The 16,782-nt window shown below is 60.5% G+C and carries 16 protein-coding genes; 7 read left to right on the top strand and 9 right to left on the bottom strand.

The window, feature by feature from the left end:
• Window positions 1-4: 4 nt before the first annotated feature.
• The 3 genes from copC to ACAD63_RS16790 are packed head-to-tail and all read right to left on the bottom strand — an operon-like array spanning window position 5 to window position 3,410.
• Window positions 5-391, bottom strand: coding sequence for a copper homeostasis periplasmic binding protein CopC (gene copC / locus ACAD63_RS16800; RefSeq protein ID WP_434034003.1), 387 nt, complete (start codon window positions 389-391; stop codon window positions 5-7).
• Window positions 392-431: 40 nt separating this feature from the next.
• Window positions 432-1,505 (bottom strand): copper resistance protein B, encoded by a 1,074-nt coding sequence (locus tag ACAD63_RS16795; RefSeq protein ID WP_434032986.1) that lies wholly within the window; start codon window positions 1,503-1,505, stop codon window positions 432-434.
• Between the two features lie 36 nt (window positions 1,506-1,541).
• A complete protein-coding gene (locus ACAD63_RS16790; protein ID WP_434032985.1) occupies window positions 1,542-3,410 on the bottom strand; it encodes a copper resistance system multicopper oxidase in 1,869 nt (622 codons plus the stop codon).
• Between the two features lie 197 nt (window positions 3,411-3,607).
• Here ACAD63_RS16790 and ACAD63_RS16785 point away from each other — a divergent pair, with 197 nt between their 5' ends.
• Together ACAD63_RS16785 and ACAD63_RS16780 are read left to right on the top strand one after the other, a co-directional pair.
• The gene (locus ACAD63_RS16785; RefSeq protein WP_434032984.1) at window positions 3,608-4,294 is read left to right on the top strand and encodes a heavy metal response regulator transcription factor; all 687 of its coding nucleotides are present in this window, start codon (window positions 3,608-3,610) and stop codon (window positions 4,292-4,294) included.
• A complete protein-coding gene (locus ACAD63_RS16780; RefSeq protein WP_434032983.1) occupies window positions 4,291-5,673 on the top strand; it encodes a heavy metal sensor histidine kinase in 1,383 nt (460 codons plus the stop codon). Before ACAD63_RS16785 ends, ACAD63_RS16780 begins: the two co-directional genes overlap by 4 nt.
• A 313-nt stretch (window positions 5,674-5,986) precedes the next feature.
• Here the strand turns inward: ACAD63_RS16780 and ACAD63_RS16775 are convergent, their stop codons facing one another.
• The 4 genes from ACAD63_RS16775 to ACAD63_RS16760 form a co-directional block, all read right to left on the bottom strand.
• Entirely contained in the window at window positions 5,987-6,220 is a 234-nt protein-coding gene (locus tag ACAD63_RS16775; RefSeq protein ID WP_434032982.1) for a hypothetical protein, read from the bottom strand.
• 55 nt (window positions 6,221-6,275) lie between these two features.
• Window positions 6,276-6,332, bottom strand: coding sequence for a hypothetical protein (locus ACAD63_RS16770; RefSeq protein ID WP_434034002.1), 57 nt, complete (start codon window positions 6,330-6,332; stop codon window positions 6,276-6,278).
• 410 nt (window positions 6,333-6,742) lie between these two features.
• On the bottom strand, window positions 6,743-7,726 hold the full coding sequence (locus ACAD63_RS16765; protein ID WP_434032981.1) for a hypothetical protein: 984 nt from the start codon (window positions 7,724-7,726) through the stop codon (window positions 6,743-6,745).
• Window positions 7,723-8,175 (bottom strand): DUF6932 family protein, encoded by a 453-nt coding sequence (locus tag ACAD63_RS16760; protein WP_434032980.1) that lies wholly within the window; start codon window positions 8,173-8,175, stop codon window positions 7,723-7,725. The genes ACAD63_RS16765 and ACAD63_RS16760 overlap by 4 nt, the downstream gene beginning before the upstream one ends.
• 1,118 nt (window positions 8,176-9,293) lie before the next feature.
• On the opposite strand from ACAD63_RS16760, the gene ACAD63_RS16755 reads away from it, so the two are divergent.
• The 5 genes from ACAD63_RS16755 to ACAD63_RS16735 all read left to right on the top strand — a co-directional run bounded on the left by ACAD63_RS16755 (window position 9,294) and on the right by ACAD63_RS16735 (window position 15,454).
• The gene (locus tag ACAD63_RS16755; RefSeq protein ID WP_434032979.1) at window positions 9,294-10,451 is read left to right on the top strand and encodes a tyrosine-type recombinase/integrase; all 1,158 of its coding nucleotides are present in this window, start codon (window positions 9,294-9,296) and stop codon (window positions 10,449-10,451) included.
• Between the two features lie 24 nt (window positions 10,452-10,475).
• Window positions 10,476-12,311 (top strand): hypothetical protein, encoded by a 1,836-nt coding sequence (locus ACAD63_RS16750; protein WP_434032978.1) that lies wholly within the window; start codon window positions 10,476-10,478, stop codon window positions 12,309-12,311.
• A 172-nt stretch (window positions 12,312-12,483) separates the two neighbouring features.
• Complete coding sequence (locus ACAD63_RS16745; RefSeq protein WP_434032977.1) at window positions 12,484-14,289, top strand: integrase; 1,806 nt, start codon at window positions 12,484-12,486, stop codon at window positions 14,287-14,289.
• Window positions 14,286-14,696 (top strand): TetR family transcriptional regulator, encoded by a 411-nt coding sequence (locus ACAD63_RS16740; protein ID WP_434032976.1) that lies wholly within the window; start codon window positions 14,286-14,288, stop codon window positions 14,694-14,696. The genes ACAD63_RS16745 and ACAD63_RS16740 overlap by 4 nt, the downstream gene beginning before the upstream one ends.
• Window positions 14,697-14,857: 161 nt before the next feature.
• Window positions 14,858-15,454 carry a DUF924 family protein gene (locus tag ACAD63_RS16735; protein WP_434032975.1) on the top strand — a complete coding sequence of 199 codons (597 nt, stop codon included), beginning with the start codon at window positions 14,858-14,860 and terminating at the stop codon, window positions 15,452-15,454.
• A 24-nt stretch (window positions 15,455-15,478) separates the two neighbouring features.
• Here ACAD63_RS16735 and ACAD63_RS16730 read toward each other — a convergent pair whose 3' ends face one another.
• Both ACAD63_RS16730 and ACAD63_RS16725 read right to left on the bottom strand, forming a co-directional pair.
• Window positions 15,479-16,063, bottom strand: coding sequence for a TIGR00730 family Rossman fold protein (locus tag ACAD63_RS16730; RefSeq protein WP_133094142.1), 585 nt, complete (start codon window positions 16,061-16,063; stop codon window positions 15,479-15,481).
• Entirely contained in the window at window positions 16,060-16,761 is a 702-nt protein-coding gene (locus tag ACAD63_RS16725; RefSeq protein WP_133094143.1) for a TetR/AcrR family transcriptional regulator, read from the bottom strand. Before ACAD63_RS16725 ends, ACAD63_RS16730 begins: the two co-directional genes overlap by 4 nt.
• Window positions 16,762-16,782: the final 21 nt, after the last annotated feature.

The raw sequence follows: 16,782 nt of genomic DNA, 5'->3' as shown, positions 1-16,782 counted from the left end.
CCGATTACTTGACGGTGAAGCCGATATTCCCGTTGACCGGATGCGTGTCGGACGACACGGCGCGCCAGTCCACGCGATAAGTACCCGGTACCAGCGGCTTTGTCGGGGTGATGACCATGGTCTTGGGATCGTCGCTGCCGGCAACCTTGGCGGCGACCTTCATCGGCGCATGGTCGGCCATGCCCGGCATGCCGGTCATGACGAGGTTGGCACCGGAGAACTTGGTCATCAGGTTTTCCGAAAACTTCAGTTCGATTGTCTGCGGCGCAGAAACCTCGGCCTTGTCGGCAGGCGTCGACGAAACCAGCTTCGGATGGGCGAAAGCCAAAGAACTGGCCAGGGCTGCGGCGACTGCCATCGTGGCTTGAAAGAGGAAGCGGGGCGCTTGCATGATGACTCCAGATAGATGCAGATGCGGGTTGAATATATTGTTAAAACCACATGCGAACACCCGCGACGAAGCGAGTCTCGCCACTACGGCCGCCTGACGCACGGACCATGTCGGCTGTATTGCCAAAGGTCTGGTAGCGCTCGACGCCGATATACGGTGCGAACTGACGGTTTATCTCATAGCGCAGGCGAATGCCCAGGGCGCCGTTGGCCAGGCCGCTGCCGATACCGACCTCCGGGTCGTTCTTGCCATAGAAATTCGCTTCGATCCGGGGCTGCAGGATCAGGCGCTGCGTAATCAGCAATTCGTACTCGGCCGACAGGCGCAGCGCGGTCCGGCCCTCGGTGCTTACGTAGCCGGTTGCGTCTACCTCGAACCAGTATGGCGCCAGGCCCTGCACACCGAATGCCAGCCAGTTGCGGGCAGGGCGCCCGTAGCCGGCGTCGTTCCGAATGCCTAACTGGGTATCCCAATAGGTGGCAATGGCATGGCCCCACAGCAGTTCGGTGCGGGCCTCGTGCACCTTGCCCTTCTCTGCCTCGCCTTCAGCCTTGATCACGAGCTTGTTGTAGGTGCTGCCGAACCATGCCTGGGCTTCATAAGCCATGGCATTGCTGTCGCTCCCCTTCGCCCACTCCAGGCGGTCCACCAGGACGGAAGCAAACAGGTGTTCGTCAGCCATATGCAGCGACCGGGTCTGCCCCAGCGCATACTTGCCAGCACCAAGCTGGTATCCACCTGAATAAGCGTGCGGATCGCGGGCATCTGGCGGTGCGCTTCCGCCTTGCATGTTCATGTCGCCATGGTCCATGCCTTGCATCGAGTCCTGGTTCGCGCCTTGCGTCGCACCGTCATCCATGGTCTGTATCGAACTATCGTCCATGCTTTGCATCGCACCCTGGTCCATGGCTTGCATGGCGCCGTGGTCCATGCCTTGCATGCTTCCGGCCTGGTCCGGGGATTTCGGTTGCGAGACGGTCCTGGCGTCTTCCGTTGGGGCAGCGGACGTTGACTCCGCCTGAACGCCTGTCGTGTGGGAGTGCTGCGCCCAGGCGACGTTCATGCCTGCGGATGCGATCACGGCGGCGACGACTGTTCTTGTGTGCTTGTGCATGGGTTATGCGTCGGGTTATGCGTCTTCAGTTTGAGGTCAAGCCACCAATACTTCGCGGAACATGCCCGCATCCATGTGCATCATGAGGTGGCAATGCCACGCCCAGCGGCCGAGGGCGTCCGCGGTGACCAGGAAACTGATGCGCTGTGCCGGCTGTACCGCAATCGTGTGCCGGCGCGCCTGGAACTTGCCATCCGGAGACTCGAGTTCGCTCCACATTCCATGCATGTGCATGGGATGGGTCATCATCGTGTCGTTGTGCAGGATCACGCGCAGCCGCTCCCCGTGCTTGAAATAGACGGGGCTCGACTTTCCGAACTCAACGCCGTCGAATGACCAGGTGAAGCGCTCCATATTGCCGGTCAGGTGCAGCTCCACCTCACGTCCGGGCCCTCGGGCATCCAGGGGGCCGCCGATGGTGTGCTGGTCCGCCAGCGTGAGAACCTTGCGGCCGTTGTTGCGCAGGCCGATGCCGGGATCGTCCAGATTGGTGCGGGCCATGTCGACGCGCATATCTGTGCTGGCGCCGTATTCGGTCTTCGCATGCCGCGCCTTGGTGCTTGGAACCTTGAGGGAATCGTCCGCCCCCATGCCAGCCATGGCGTGCTGGCTGTGGTCCATTGGCGCCGCCCCGTGGTTCATCGCGCCATGATCCATGCTTTGCATGCCCGCGCTGCCGTGATCCATGCCCCCATGGTTCATGCCGCCATGATCCATCCCGCCATGGTTCATCCCACCCATGTCGCCCATCATGTCCGCCATGGTCAGCCACTCGACCTTGTCGAGGGCCGGAACCGATGCACTCAGGCCTTCGCGGACCGCCAGCGTGCCACGGGCATAGCCCGACCTGTCCATGGCCTGGGAGAAGATGGTGTAGGCATCGTCGCGGGGCTCCACCACCACATCGCAGGTTTCGCCCGGCCCGAACCGGAATTCGTCTACGGTGATGGGCTCCAGATCCTGGCCGTCGACTTGCACCACCTTGAGCTTCAGGCCAGGAATGCGCACGTCGTAGAAGGTGTTGCCGGCGCCATTGATGAAGCGCAGCCGCACCTTCTCGCCGGGCCTGAACAGGCCCGTCCAGTTGCCTGCCGGCGTGACACCATTGGTCAGGTATGTCAGCGTCGCCCCCGAGATGTCCGCCAGGTCGGTCGGGTTCATGCGCATTTCGTTCCACATCTTTCGCTTGGCGAGTGCGGTCTTCATGCCCTCGCTGGAGACGTCCCGAAAGAAGTCGACGACCGTTGGCTGGTTGTAGTTGTAGTAGTCGCTCTGGACTTTCAATTTCGAGAGGACTCGCATCGGATCCTCATCGGTCCAGTCGGACAGCAATACCGTATAGTCGCGATCGGCCTGGATCGGGCCCTTGCCAGAGGCCGGGTCAATCACGATGCCGCCGTACACGCCGGTCATTTCCTGGAAGCCGGAATGCGAGTGATACCAGTAGCTGCCGGTCTGGCTCACCTTGAAGCGGTAGGTGAAGGTCTGCCCCGGAGCAATGCCGGGGAAGCTGATCCCCGGGACGCCGTCCATCTCGAACGGCAGGATGATGCCGTGCCAGTGGATCGAGGTTGGCTCACTGAGCCGGTTCGTGACGCGAATGGTGACGGTGTCGCCTTCGCGCCAGCGCAACGTGGGACCGGGCAGCATGCCATTGATCGTTGTGGCCACACCAGGCTTGCCGGTGAAGTTGACGGCTGACTCCGCGATTACCAGGTCGAATTCCGTGCCGCGCAGGACCGGGGCAGTGCCGTATCCGGCGCGTGCAAGGGCATCTGCCTGCGCCCATGCGCCGCCGCCAAGGCCGGCCAGTCCCGCCATGACACCGCCTGCCGCCAGGCCTTGCACGAAACGACGGCGGGGAAGGTGGGGCAGCACAATGCCAGACGGTCGGTCGCGTCGCATGAAATTTGTCCTTATGTCCTGTGGATGGCCGCGTCTCTGGCGGCGCATTGAGAGTAACGAGGACGAGGCTACCGCGAACTGACTCCAACATTACATTTCGGTAAGGTTCCGGTCATTTTGGTGGCGTCTGGGTAGACTAGCCGCAGGCAGGGCACGCCTCGAACGCTTGCTCGCAGTCCAATTTCGGGAGGCTCGCAATGAAGCTGTTGGTAGTAGAGGATGAATCGAAGACTGGCGAGTACCTTCGGCAGGGCTTGACCGAGGCCGGCTTCGTCGTCGATCTGGCCGTCACCGGGATCGACGGCCAGCACCTGGCCATGAATGAGTCCTACGATCTCGTCATCCTCGACGTGATGCTGCCCGATGTGGATGGTTGGCGCATCCTGAAGGCCATCCGTGACGCTGAAAACGCCGTTCCGGTCTTGTTCCTGACCGCGCGCGACAGCGTGGCCGACCGGGTCAAGGGGCTTGAGCTGGGTGCGGATGATTACCTGGTCAAGCCCTTTGCATTTTCAGAGCTGCTGGCCCGGGTGCGTACCTTGTTGCGTCGCGGTACCGCACAACTGGCGATGGACCGCATCCAGGTCGGGGACCTCGTACTCGACCTGGCGCGGCGACGGGCGTCCCGCGCGGGTCGACGGATTCCTCTGACCAGCAAGGAGTTTGCCTTGCTGGAACTGCTGGCCCGTCGCCGCGGCGAAGTCCTGCCCCGCTCGTTGATTGCCTCGCAGGTCTGGGACATGAATTTTGACAGCGACAGCAACGTCATTGATGTCGCCATTCGCCGTCTCCGAGCGAAGATCGATGACGATTTCGAGCCCAAGCTGATCCGGACGGCCCGAGGCATGGGTTACGTGCTCGAAATGCCGGAGGGCGAGGAATGAATCAGCGTCTGTCGCTGACCATGCGGTTGACAATCTTGTTTTCCCTGTCATCCACGGTCGTGCTGCTGGGTCTGGGGATATTGATCTGGCTGGCGATGGACCACCATTTTGCCATTGAGGACTATGTGGTCCTGGACGACAACATTCGACTGATTCAGAGAATTGCCGCTGAACAGCCGGTCGAAGGACTTCCGGCCCGGCTGAAGGAAATGGTGGAGCACCATCCTGGATTCGTGGCGCATGTCCAGACCGCTCAGGGGCAGGCGCTGTATGCGACCGGCGGGTTTGATTTCGGCAGTGCGTTCGAGGCTGTTGCCCGGCTGCGGCAAGGCGACAACGCCTTTGTCTGGGAGCAGGGCGGCCAGCAGTACCGCGGGATGCGCGCCCTGGCCACCGTTGCCGATGGGCAGGGCGGCCCGTTGTCCATCATGGTGGGCATGGACACGGAAATACATGCCCACTTCATGCATGCTTTTCGAAAATCCCTGGCCTTTTATATCACCTTGGCGGCGATCGCGAGCGGCCTCTTCGGCTGGTGGGCAGCCCGGCGCGGCCTGTCGCCGTTGCGGCTGATGGCCTCGCGCGCCAGCGGCGTCAATGCGCACAAGCTGGATGCGCGCATGCCCGTGGATGCAGTCCCGGTGGAAATGGCGGACCTGGCGGTCACCCTCAACGCCATGCTCGAACGCTTGCAGGACGACTTTCGTCGTCTTTCTGAGTTTTCTTCCGATCTCGCGCACGAATTGCGCACGCCGATCACGAACCTGATGACCCAGACGCACGTCGTATTGTCCCAGCCACGCGACGCCGCAAAATATCGCGAGGTACTTGCCTCCAATGCCGAAGAGTTGCAGCGTCTGGGCCGCATGGTATCCGACATGCTTTATCTCGCAAAAATGGAGCATGGCATCACGTTGCCCAGCGAAGAGGCCATCAATGTCACCGACGAGGTGCGCGCGCTGTTCGAGTTCTATGACGCGCTCGCGGAAGACAAGGGCGTGCACTTGCACCTGCAGGGCAAGGCCAGGATCGTCGGCGATCGCCTGATGCTGCGCCGCGCGCTCAGCAACTTGCTGTCGAACGCCCTGCGCTATACGCCCAAAGGCAAGCGGATCCTGGTCGAGGCCAGCGAGCAGCCCGGCAATGCAACCATCGTCGTGGAAAACGAGGGCGAGGAGATCAGCCCGAAGCTGTTGCCGTCCATCTTTGACCGGTTCTTTCGTGCCGACAAGTCACGGACCCGGGCGGAGACCGACAGTGTGGGGCTGGGCTTGTCGATCACGCAGGCAATCATGGTCGCTCACGGGGGAAAGATCTCCGCAGAGTCGTCCGCGGGCAAGACCCGTTTTATCCTGACGTTTCCGCGGCAGGCCAGATGACGGGCCATTTTCCGCCAGCGCGCGACCTCAAGACAAGGGAGCGCTAATCGACGCAGGCACTGACCCGCTCTTGCAGAAGCTCTGGCGGAAGCGGCCGCTATCAGTGATGAAACCGACCTTCGAGTGACCGATCATGAAGGCCTCCCAACGGCGCTTCATGGCCGGTCTCGGTCGGATGCGCGCTGGTGGACCTGTAGATGGCCTGTCGCGGCGGCCGCTAAGGAGCCGACGTATCGCGCTGGGAACCTATCCGTCCGTGGAATGGTGCGAAGGCCGGTGCCGTAGTCCAGCCCATCCAAACGGACGGACGACGTTAAACGTGCTGTTTCAGTTCCCTATGATGCGCGATGACTAAGGCGACCATGTCGCGGGGGGACAGCTTGCCAGCGCGCGTAAGGGCAACGAGCAGATCATCCGTTGCATCAGGCGTCACCTCGTCACCCAGTAGCCCGGTCACCGCTGTGGCCCATTCGTCGGCGTAGGTCGCCGAATACTCGATCCCCTCCCGCCGTGCCAACTCAGCAACGTAACGCGCGGTTTCGGTCATGTTTCAATGGTAGAAGTGGAGAACTGGTCGGGCGACGGCATCCATGTCTCCCGCCCTATGGCTTTACACGAAAATGCTCGATCGACTGGCCAGCGTTCACGGCGCGCTGCAGCCAGTCCGGCAGATTCCCGTGACCATCCCACGCGTGGCCATAAGCGTCTCGGAAGCAAATCGGACGGGCGGGGGAATTGCCGAGAGAAGCTTCTTCAGAAAAGCAGCCTGCGTTCTGCAGGTCGGCCAGATGCAGGCCATATCTATCCCGGCTTCCCTGAGAATCAGAAGCGGCTGCGTTATTTTCAGGAGTTCCTCTTGATAGAGTCTCTCCACCTTGCCCTTACTCGGGTGCCAAAGGGATCGTCTAATCGAGCAATCCATCGATGTTTCAGTCATGATGGGGCGGTCCTGTAGGTCCGGGCGCTTGTTTTCATTGCGCTTGGGCAAGACGTAGATGCAGCGGTTGGGTGATTGTCTCCAAAGGTGGAGTTCGGCAATCGTGCGGCGCCTTGGACCTTGGCCTTCCAACTAAATCAATGACCGCTGTTCTTGTGGGCGTTCAAGCAGCGTAATTTCATCGACATAAAGCATGCGCGGCATACCGGATTCTGCGGTTTCATAGGTTCCCTTGACGCGCACATAGTGCCCGAGCGCGGAGGAGACGTGCCGGGAAAGATCTTGCAGATAGGCGCACCGCAGGCGTCCGATGCCGGCGACGTTGCGGATCTCGAATCGGCGCGCATCCAGGTCAACTTTTCGGATGGCCCCGGCAAATTCGCCCATCGAGTAACCCTGATTCTTGGGCTTGGCAATGGCCTGGCGCAGAACCGTGCGGCTTCTTGGTGTCAGTGGCGCAACGCCTTCTGCGCCTTTTGACGACAGACCCACCGAGCTGATGCCCTTTCTCCCTGTCGGTGCGATCCGGCTCGCCGCCACCACCAATGCGTCTCGTAAACCGGGGTCGGGAATGTCTGCGCGTAGCCCCTCATCAATCTCATCATCACTGATGTGTTTGGACACCACTGCCAAGCCGCGAACAGCGCCGCGCAACTGCTCAGACAGCGGGTGAAGCGCCTCGGCAATTTCAATCTGGCCCTTTTCCTGCGAGTCTTCCGCCGTCGGAATGCGGATTCCGACAAACAAACTTCCTTTGGCCAGGCCCGACAGTTGTGGTTCCAGCGCTTCGGGCAGGTCGCCTTCGGTTTCCCCCAGTAACGACAGCGAGCGTGAGACGCCAAGGATCTGCTCGCGCAGGACCCCGAGCGCGTAGGTTACGACGGACGCCGCCGGCGTGTCGGATTCGACCGCGGGGCCGAGAAAGTGGGCAACCAGATCAGACGAGTCGATCGTTTTTGCGAGCGGAAATTCGTCTTCGTACAGCCGTTCAAGCTGCTGGTACAGGTGATCCAGCGGTGGGGTGTCTTTGCCCAGGCGTTGGGACAACGCCACGATGCCGGCGATCTGGCCCTGCCAGTACCGAGCTTTTGCATGCAGCCGATCGACAGCGCTCATAACGAAATCCTCAAGAGACCTTTTCTGACGCCTTCGGGGGCGCCCCGTTGCAGCCGCTCCGGTTCTTTTACGTAGCAGAAGAACTGCGACAGGTCATTTGGCATCATTTGGTGGTGCAGCCACAGGTCCACGGTGAGGTCGTCCATGATCCGCTGACGGTTTGCGACCCACCACACCCACGCTGAGTAGAAGCTCGCGTCGTCCAGATGGTTGGCGTCGATGACCACATCAATGTCTTTCGTCACTGGCTTGTCACTGGTGAAGCCGCCATCGACGAGCACTGACTGCACCCACCCCAGATCACGCAGTTCGGCGCAACAGTGGAGAAATCGCTCCCAGATCGCTTGGCGATTCGGATTGGCGCAGTAGCGATCCACGATTTCCTCGGGCGAACACACGTGGATGCCTTCGGGCAGAAGGCCAAAGTCGGTAAAGGGCGGAATAGGCATGCGGGTCGTCGGGGACGTACTCGAAGCGCGAGAACTCCCGTATTGTGCCGAGTTCCACACAAGTCAGCCACTGGGCTGACGGAGGGGGGGGGCGACACCCCAGTAAAGCGTCGAGCCAGACTACTCCTTGCGGCGCATGCCTTGGCCGCTCCGGCATGTGTCCGAATTTTTTCGCCAGGCGGGGCAACATAATTAGCCTTACATTGAGGGTGGTAAGGAAAAATGCAAAAGGTCGGTTTGGCTAGGTCTCTGTAAGGGCGTGGTCATGCGTCTTGACAGCAGACACGCCTGCCGTGACGCGATTTCGTCGTGTCTGCATGTCATGCCGGCGTCGGCGTGAGATGCATATAGTGCATGGAACTCGGCATTGCGCGGCCCAAGTCCTGGGAGTTCAATTTTGAGTCGCGCATCAGCCGAATGCCTTCGTCTACGCCGGGTCAACGCCAATAGACCTTCCGGGCGTCACTCATACGCGCTCGCAAACTGGCGATTCGTTGAATCAACAGCCCGGAGCAACGCTGTGAAAGTCGTCAATGTGAAGTGCCGCACGGATCATGTAGAAGCACTCCCTGTGCTTTTTTGCCCTCCGAACTTGACCTTGGCCTCGGGGCCACAGCAAAGAGGGTCCTGCGCCGACCACTGGGTCGCCGCGTACGTATCCCCGTCCACAATTCGCGGCCACCTTCGATGTCTCTCCGAGTTTGCGTCCTGGCTGGAGTCAAAGCGGCTGGGCTCGCGCGATTTGCCTTCAGGCGCGGGCGAACGCTCGTCTGCTTCTTGTCGAGAAAAACGGTCCGCGCAAGTCGGGCCCGGATCGCTGACGGGCGAGCGCACTCAGCACGGTGGCAAGTTCGTCTGCCAGCATCTACCGATACTTCCTCGCGTACGGCGTCGTTGAAGATCATTCGATGAGTCTCTTGCGGGAGGGTGTCGACTGGCGAGTGCATCGACTTTGAGCAAACGTCATAAGCCAACGCCGACACAATGAATGACTGGACCGAGTTGGGTTTTTGCCGAGACGTGGGTGCAGGTCTGTTGGCCCAACTATGCGCCTAGGCTGGGAGCGGATGATTGGGCGCCATTCAAAAGAGCCGCAGATGCGGCGTGGAATGCTGAACATGAGGTTCGTTCTTGCCACGGAAGACTACATTTTTGCCAATCGTCCGCGCCCCGGATTTCCTTTGATTCTCAACGACGACATGACGCCGGCGCAACCATTCCACGCCTACCTGCGTTGGCGTCTGCTGGAAAAAGGCAAGAAGCTGGAGATTGCGACTTGGGAGAACTACGGGCGGGAGCTGTGGGATTACGCGAGCTACCTTCATGCCAATGGTGTAGCGTGGGATGAGCCTTTTGATTCGGAGGGCCAAAGTGTCGTGACTGTGTACCGGGACTGGCAGGCCAGCGACTTGAAGCTAGATCCAAGCACCATTAATGGTCGTCTAGAGCGCGTCGTCGGCATGTACGAATGGGCGATGCGGCGCGGAATGATCGCGAAAATGCCGGTCAGCTACTCAGAGGTCGTCGTCCACGACACTGAGGGCGGTAGTCGGATGCTGCTCAGCTCCGACGTATTGCTCGATGAATGGGAAGAGGAACCGGCCTTCCTTACTGCTGAGGAGGTGCGTACCGCTCGGTCAGCGATCCGGTCCACTGCACAGCGTTTGCTTTTCGACCTGATGGCGCGCGCCGGCCTGCGGTCATGCGAAGCACGCACCTTTCCATTGGCCTATGTCTTCGACCCGGCTGCTCGGCCTGATCTGAAGCCAGGCACGCTCATCGACGTGTTCCTTAGCCCGCGTGATATGAAGATCAAGATTGGAAAGGGACGAACCGTACATGTGCCCTACAGCCTGATGGAGGAGATGCATGCCTATGCCCAATTCGAACGAAACCGGCATGTTGTCGCTGGGCGTAAGCAAGACACACTCCTGTTGACGGTACATGGGAACGCGTATAGCAAAGGGTCGGCGCGGAAAGTGATGAAGGATCTAGGAACTAGAGTGGGATTTCCTATCAAGCCGCTGATGCTCCGACACAGTTACGCCATCCACACGCTGCTGCTCCTCAGGGCGAATCCGCAGATCGAACTGGAGCCGCTCATGTATGTGCGAGATCGCCTTGGTCACGAAAGCGTGAACACGACGATGGTGTACCTCCGGCAGATTGAGCGGATGCTGGGTAAGGAGGCGCTAGCCATGATGAATGAGTTTGACAGCCTCTACGACGTAACACCGCATCTCCGCGCGTATAGCGCCAAATGCCATCGCTCGTAGCTATTCATTACCCAAAATTCTCTCATGGCGAGAAAGAAGAACTATGAAGTAAGCGCTGTGCGCCGTGAGCAGTTTCACGCCGGTGCGGCGCAGAAGGTCACCGCGCCTTACATCGGCAATCCCGGCGAGGCGTGCATTGATGCGAAGGCGCTTCTAGGGCCGGACGCACGGTTTGTCCGCGGTGAAACAAACATCAACCTTAATGACTGGCTGGGCCGCGGAATCGACGCGTGGGTGTGGGCGGTCGTGGCCTGTTTGCGATCGCTCTTCCTCTCGGGCTCGCGGGAACCCAGCACGATCTTCACCTACGGAAGCCATATTAAGCAATTCTTCATCTTTCTGACCGAGGGGGAAAAGGCGCCGCGCGTTGCCACGCCGGCGGCGCTATCGCCGTTGCACACCGAGGCGTTCGTCAATTGGTTGCGACTACGCGGACAGCAAGCCGGTAACCGTGAAAGTTCGGTGCGGGCCCGGCGCAACGGGGTCAAGTCCATGCTGCTCCAGATGTTCAAGCAGGGATACATTGCGGGGGAGCCGACGCGCTTTTTTCGGAGAGGGGCTTTACCCGTGGGCAATGGGGAGAGCCGACAGACGAGTCTGAGCGATGCTGAGCAGGAGAGGGTGGCAAATGCGATCAAGACCGATCTCGTTGCAATCCATCACGGGCATCTGGAGCTTAAACCCATGGACGTCCAGGCGCTAAGGCTGTTGTTGGTCGCACACCGACAAGGACACAATCCCACGCCGATCCTCGAACTGGACCGCAACAGCATGTTCCCCGGCCTGTTTCCCGGCACGATACGTATGCGCACACGGAAGGGGCGCAGCAAGAAAGTGGAGTCGAAGCCCGGTCGGGCGGCGCCTTCGGCGGGGAGCGGTGACGACGATGAAGAGATTTTTTTCGGTTTGGCTGAGGGTGCCGTCGTGCAACAAGCTATCCGAAGTACCGAGGCGCTGCTAGAAAGAGCGCCACACCGGTTTCGGAACCGGGTATGGCTATATCTCTCCCAAAGTCCGGCTGAAAAGAATGCCGTCACCGCCCTGACGCTTGTGACGCTATCGTATGCGATCAGGGCACTGATTACTCGTCACGACTTGCGTTCGGACAATGGTGAAAGGCTGCGCCTCAATCTCAGTCGTCTGCGTAAGTCGTTTTTTGACCGGGCACTGCGTGTCACTGACGGAGACTTGGCGAAGACGGCAAACCTAATGGGCAATACGCCACGCGTGGCAGGTGGCAACTATCCCTCCATGAACGAAGCGCGACGGAAAGAAGCCGCCGAATTCATGAACGAGGAATATCTGGACCCGATGCGCCATGATGGCGTCCACGGCGCGGCGATTACTCCATCCCCCTGCGTTGTCCAGATCATGCCTGTGACCTTGGCGCCGGAGCGCACCCCGGTGGCGGGATGTCAGGACACGCTGAACGGAGAGTACGCGCCGCAGGATGGTCACAACCACTGCGATCGTTTTGTCATGTGCCTTTTCTGTTCCAGCTTTGCCATCGTTGGAACGGTGGATGAACTCTGGCGGCTGTTCAGCTTTCAGGCATTTGCGAGGGCTGAGTTGGCATACCTTGACGCGACAAGGGGCCCGGAGCGCACCAGTGACTACGCACTCGAGGACCTTCGTGACCGCTATCGACTCGCGATTCCGTACATTGACAACTTTACGAAACGGCAATTCCCTCCCCGCATTGTCAGCGAAGCGCGACGCATGGCGCAGAAGCGGTTGCATCCATTCTGGGAGCACCAGATGACGATGAGCAGGCGTGCGCGGGCGTCAACGCCTGGCGCAGATGCCGCAGCCACCGCTTCCTACATAAGTGATGCTAAGGAAGACAATCATGCCTCATAAGCGAGAGAGCACGAGCGCGCGGAGTCCTATAGGCGCAACTGCAGTGGCCGGGGATGGGCCCGAAGTATCCGATGGGGAGCGACGCACCGCTTCCGTTACTGCCATCTCCACGCTTCCAGTCCAGGCATGTCCGCGAGCGTTTGACCTCTTGTCACGGCAACCGAGCACTCTCGTGGGCCTGTCGCAGGCGGAGCGGGATGTGGTCGTGGTGACTGCGGTGGCTGACGATTTTGGTAACGAATATCCGGTCAGTCGCATCGGCGACTCAACATGGGCCATGGGTTCGGAGCAAAAAGCAGAAAATAGGACATGGCGCGAACATGAGTTCGACTGGCCCGATGACATCCCCGAGGCGCTGCTCAACGATGCCAGGGCCGCCCTCTATTGTGCTTTGCGTCGAGGACCTCGCGGCAAACCTTGGGCAGCGAGGTCCGTGATACATGCAGCAATTGCGGGGTTGCCGGTGCTTCGCTACCTGGCTTCTATAGGCATCAGCAACTTCAGTCAGCTTCGCGCACTCCATCTGTCGGACTATATTTCGGAGTTGAAGAAAAGAATTGAGCCAGACACCATCCGAAATAAATTGAAACTCATCGACTTGGTCTGGCACTTTCCGCTGGAAGTGTTTTATCCGCTCACCGAACATCCGTGGGGAGGAGTTAGCCTTGGGAAGGCCTGTACATGCAATGACGACCAAAAAAATGCTAAAGCTGGTCGCGTCGCAAAGACACCTGTCATCCCACGTTCCGCGCAGCGAAAACTGTTCAGCTACTGCGAGGCTTCTCTAGAATCGGCTGACGCGCTGTTTCAAGCGCGAGATTCGGGAAGGATCACGACTTTCTCGTATGCGCTGACCCGGGTGCGGGATGCCGCGTTGTACCTGATAGAGGTCGTCTCGGGCATGCGCAATAGCGAGGCAATGGGTATCACCCGCGATTGTTGGCGAAGCGAGTCACACAATGGGGTCACTTTCCATTGGGTGCATACACGGGAAATCAAGACTGGCCAAGGCCCGGTGGACTACCTCGTTCCTCCTGAGGCCATCCAGGCGCTGGTTGTCTTGCAGCGTTTTGCCGAGCCGCTTCAGCAGCGTTTGGCGGACGAGGCGCGTTGGCTCGAATCGCTTCTCCAGCAGGGGAGGGCGCCAGAGCGTATGACGCTCGTGGAGGCGGTGCAGCGTCTTAACGATGTCCGTGAGATTCGGAACCACCTGTTTTTGGGGGTGGACTCGAAGCGCTCGGATCATTTAGGGACTGGCTCCCGCGTGACTGTGATGACTGTGGGCGCCTGCAATGAGCAACTCAAGAAGCTGGCCGATGCTGCAGGCGTCGGTACGGATTGGCCCAGCTTGGCCAACCACCAGTGTCGACGCACTTTCGCCTATAACGTGGCCAACTCCCGTCTCGGAAGAATGGGGCTGGTTTTCCTCAAATGGCAACTTAAGCACGCCTCCATGTCGTGGACCGAGCTCTATGCGGCCAATCCTCGTCAGGACCAGGCCTTGTATCGGGAATTGAGGGACGAGGAGATTGCGGCTCGTGCCGCGCTAATGGAAGGCTGGATGCGGCCTGACGCATTGCTCAGCGGCGGCGCCGGTCGACAATTGATGCAGACTCGAGCGACGGCGGTTCGCGATATGGAGGATCTGCTGCTACATACCGCCGAGGTGATCAACCTGCGTAGTACCGGTCATGGTTGGTGTCTGAGCGGCACCGCAGGCTGCAGGGGGCAGGGGGTCTACGACCCTGGCCGCTGCGCCGGATGCTCCCACAGTGTCATCGACAGCGATCACGGTTCCGCATGGCAGATGATTCATCTTGACAACCTACGCCTAGCGGCCATTGATTGCGGTCCTGCCGTCGCACAGAAGGTGCAGCGCGCGATACGAAGCTCACAGCAGGTTTTGAGTGATCTCGGCATTGCTCTGCCGTCTGGCGAACAAGCGGAAGCCTACAAAAACGACTGCATCCCATCATGAAATCCTCTGACGCCACCCTAAAGCGGGAACCTAGGCCACGCGATCGCGAGATGACGCTGGCAAGCCTTAAGCTCGCCAGAACGCGGGTTCGGGAAAAAGGGGTGAGAATGAGCATTTCTGCAGTCGCTCTTGAGGCCGGTGTGACGCCACCCACCATCCACAACGTCTATCCCGATTTCGCTGAAGAGATTCGCGAGGAAATGGGCCGAGGCACCCGCCAGCAGCGTGATGCCAAGGCTGCCGAACTGAAGGACGCCAGGCGCCGTAATGTCGAGTTGCGCAAGGAAAACATAGAAGCCAAGGGTGACATTGCAAGGCTGGCATCGCTTAACGAAACGTTGCGCGACGAGAACGCTCGACTCCGGGCGCAACTGGATGGCAAGCTCACGGTACTGCCCGGCTGTTAGCGCGCGCCAGTTGCCATGAAAATCTGTTAGTAAGGAAAAGGTTAATGAAATCAATGATTTGCAGTCCACTAATAGTTAGTAGTATTCAGGAAAAATGGATGCGCAACGTGGCGCGCTGAGGCGCCTTCCTTCCCCTGCTCACTGAGAAAGAATCTCCACCCATGTCCGTGCAACTGCCCGAAGGTGCCTGCCGCGTGCTCGATTTCTGGTTCGACCAGCCTGGTTCGGCGGCCTGGAATACCGAGCGCCGCGCATGGTTCACCAAGTCGGATGATTTCGACGACCGCATCCGCACGCACTTCCTGTCTGACTGGCAGGTCGCCAGCGAGGGCGCGCCGGACGACTGGTCGGTCACCCCCGAAGGCGCCTGTGCCCGCGTGGTGCTGCTGGACCAGTTCCCGCGCAACATGTTCCGCAACGATCCGCGCAGCTTCGGCACCGATGCGCAGGCGCTGGCGCTGGCCAGGCGCATCGTCGCGACCGGCATGGACCGCGAGCTGCCGACGGACTACCACCGCATGTTCTGCTACATGCCGTTCGAGCATTCGGAAGCGCTGGAAGACCAGGACGAGGCGGTGCGGCTGATGACGCAGCTGCGCGAGTCCAGTGGCGGGAAGGTGGATGTGGTGGAGTGGGCCGACAAGCACCGCGAGATCATCGCGCGCTTTGGCCGATTCCCGCACCGCAACGCGGTGCTGGGCAGGCCGAGCACGGCGGAGGAACTGGCGTTCCTGCAGCGGCCGGGCTCGTCGTTCTAGGCGCGGCAGGATCCGCGCCGGGCGTCAGGTCTTGTCGCGGGCCTGCTGCCACTTGTCCACGCGCACGCGCGGCGCGGCGGCCAGCTGGTCCAGCAGCGTGCCGGGCAGGTCCGCCACATGCAGCAGGTCGGCATGCACCTGCTTCAGGAATCCTTCCTGCACGGCATGGCCGAGGAAACCCAGCATGCCGTCGTAGAAACCGCCGACGTTGAGCAGCCCCACCGGCTTGTCGTGGTAGCCCAGCTGCAGCCACGTGAAGGTCTCGAACAGCTCTTCGAAGGTGCCCACGCCGCCGGGCATGGCGATGAAGGCATCGGCACGGTCGGCCATCATCTGCTTGCGCTCGTGCATGTTGCGCACCACGTGCAGTTCGGTCAGGCCGCGGTGGCCCACTTCCTTCTGCATCAGCGCTTCCGGGATGATGCCGATGACGGTGCCGCCGTGTTCCAGCACCGCGTCGGCCACGGTGCCCATCAGGCCGACCTTGCCGCCGCCGTAGACCAGCGCCAGGCCGCGCTCGGCCAGCGTGCGGCCGAGCAGGCGCGCGCCCTCGGCATATTCGGGGCGGTTGCCAGGGCTGGAGCCGCAATAGACGCAGACGGATTTCACTTCTTTTCCTTTGCCGCCTCGGCGGCTGCCTTGGACGCCGCGTAGTCGCGGGCCAGCTGGTCGAAGGCCTCGCGCGCGCGGCCGCGCAGGTAGGGCGCGAGGATCGAGAAGATGTGGTAGCTCGAGCCGTGCAGGTAGCCGCGGATCTGCTCGGCATCGTTGTACTGGCGCGGATGCTGCACGAACTGGAACGACAGCCAGTAGGTGGCAATCACCACCATGTTGGTGCAGATCGCCTCGACCTGCTCGGGCGTGGCTTCCATCTCGCCGTCTTCCAGGAACTGCCGGCAGATCTCGTGCGCGAAGCGCTGCTTCTGCTCGACGATGCGCTTGAAGTTGGTCTCCAGCATCCGGTTGCGCGCCAGCAGGTCGTTGATGTCGCGATACAGGAAGCGGTAGTTCCACAGGAACTCGGACATGTACTGCAGGTAGCCCCAGCTTTCGTCCAGGGTCGCCTTGTGGTCGTCCGGCATCTTCAGGCGGCGCTCCATCTCCTGCTCGAAGCGCACGAAGATGGAGTTGATGATGTCGTCCTTGTTGCGGAAGTGGTAATAGAGATTGCCGGGGCTGATCTCCATCGCTTCCGCGATCGTCGTGGTGGTGACGTTCGGTTCGCCGACTTCGTTGAACAGGCGCAGCGAGACGTCGAGGATGCGGTCCCTGGTGCGGCGGGGGCCGGTTTGCGGTTTCGGTTCCATGGGCGTCCGGGCGGTCGGTCG

The organism is Cupriavidus sp. a3, from assembly GCF_051015765.1.
Classification (GTDB): domain Bacteria; phylum Pseudomonadota; class Gammaproteobacteria; order Burkholderiales; family Burkholderiaceae; genus Cupriavidus; species Cupriavidus oxalaticus_A.
This window is presented reverse-complemented; position numbering and strand designations above follow the sequence as displayed.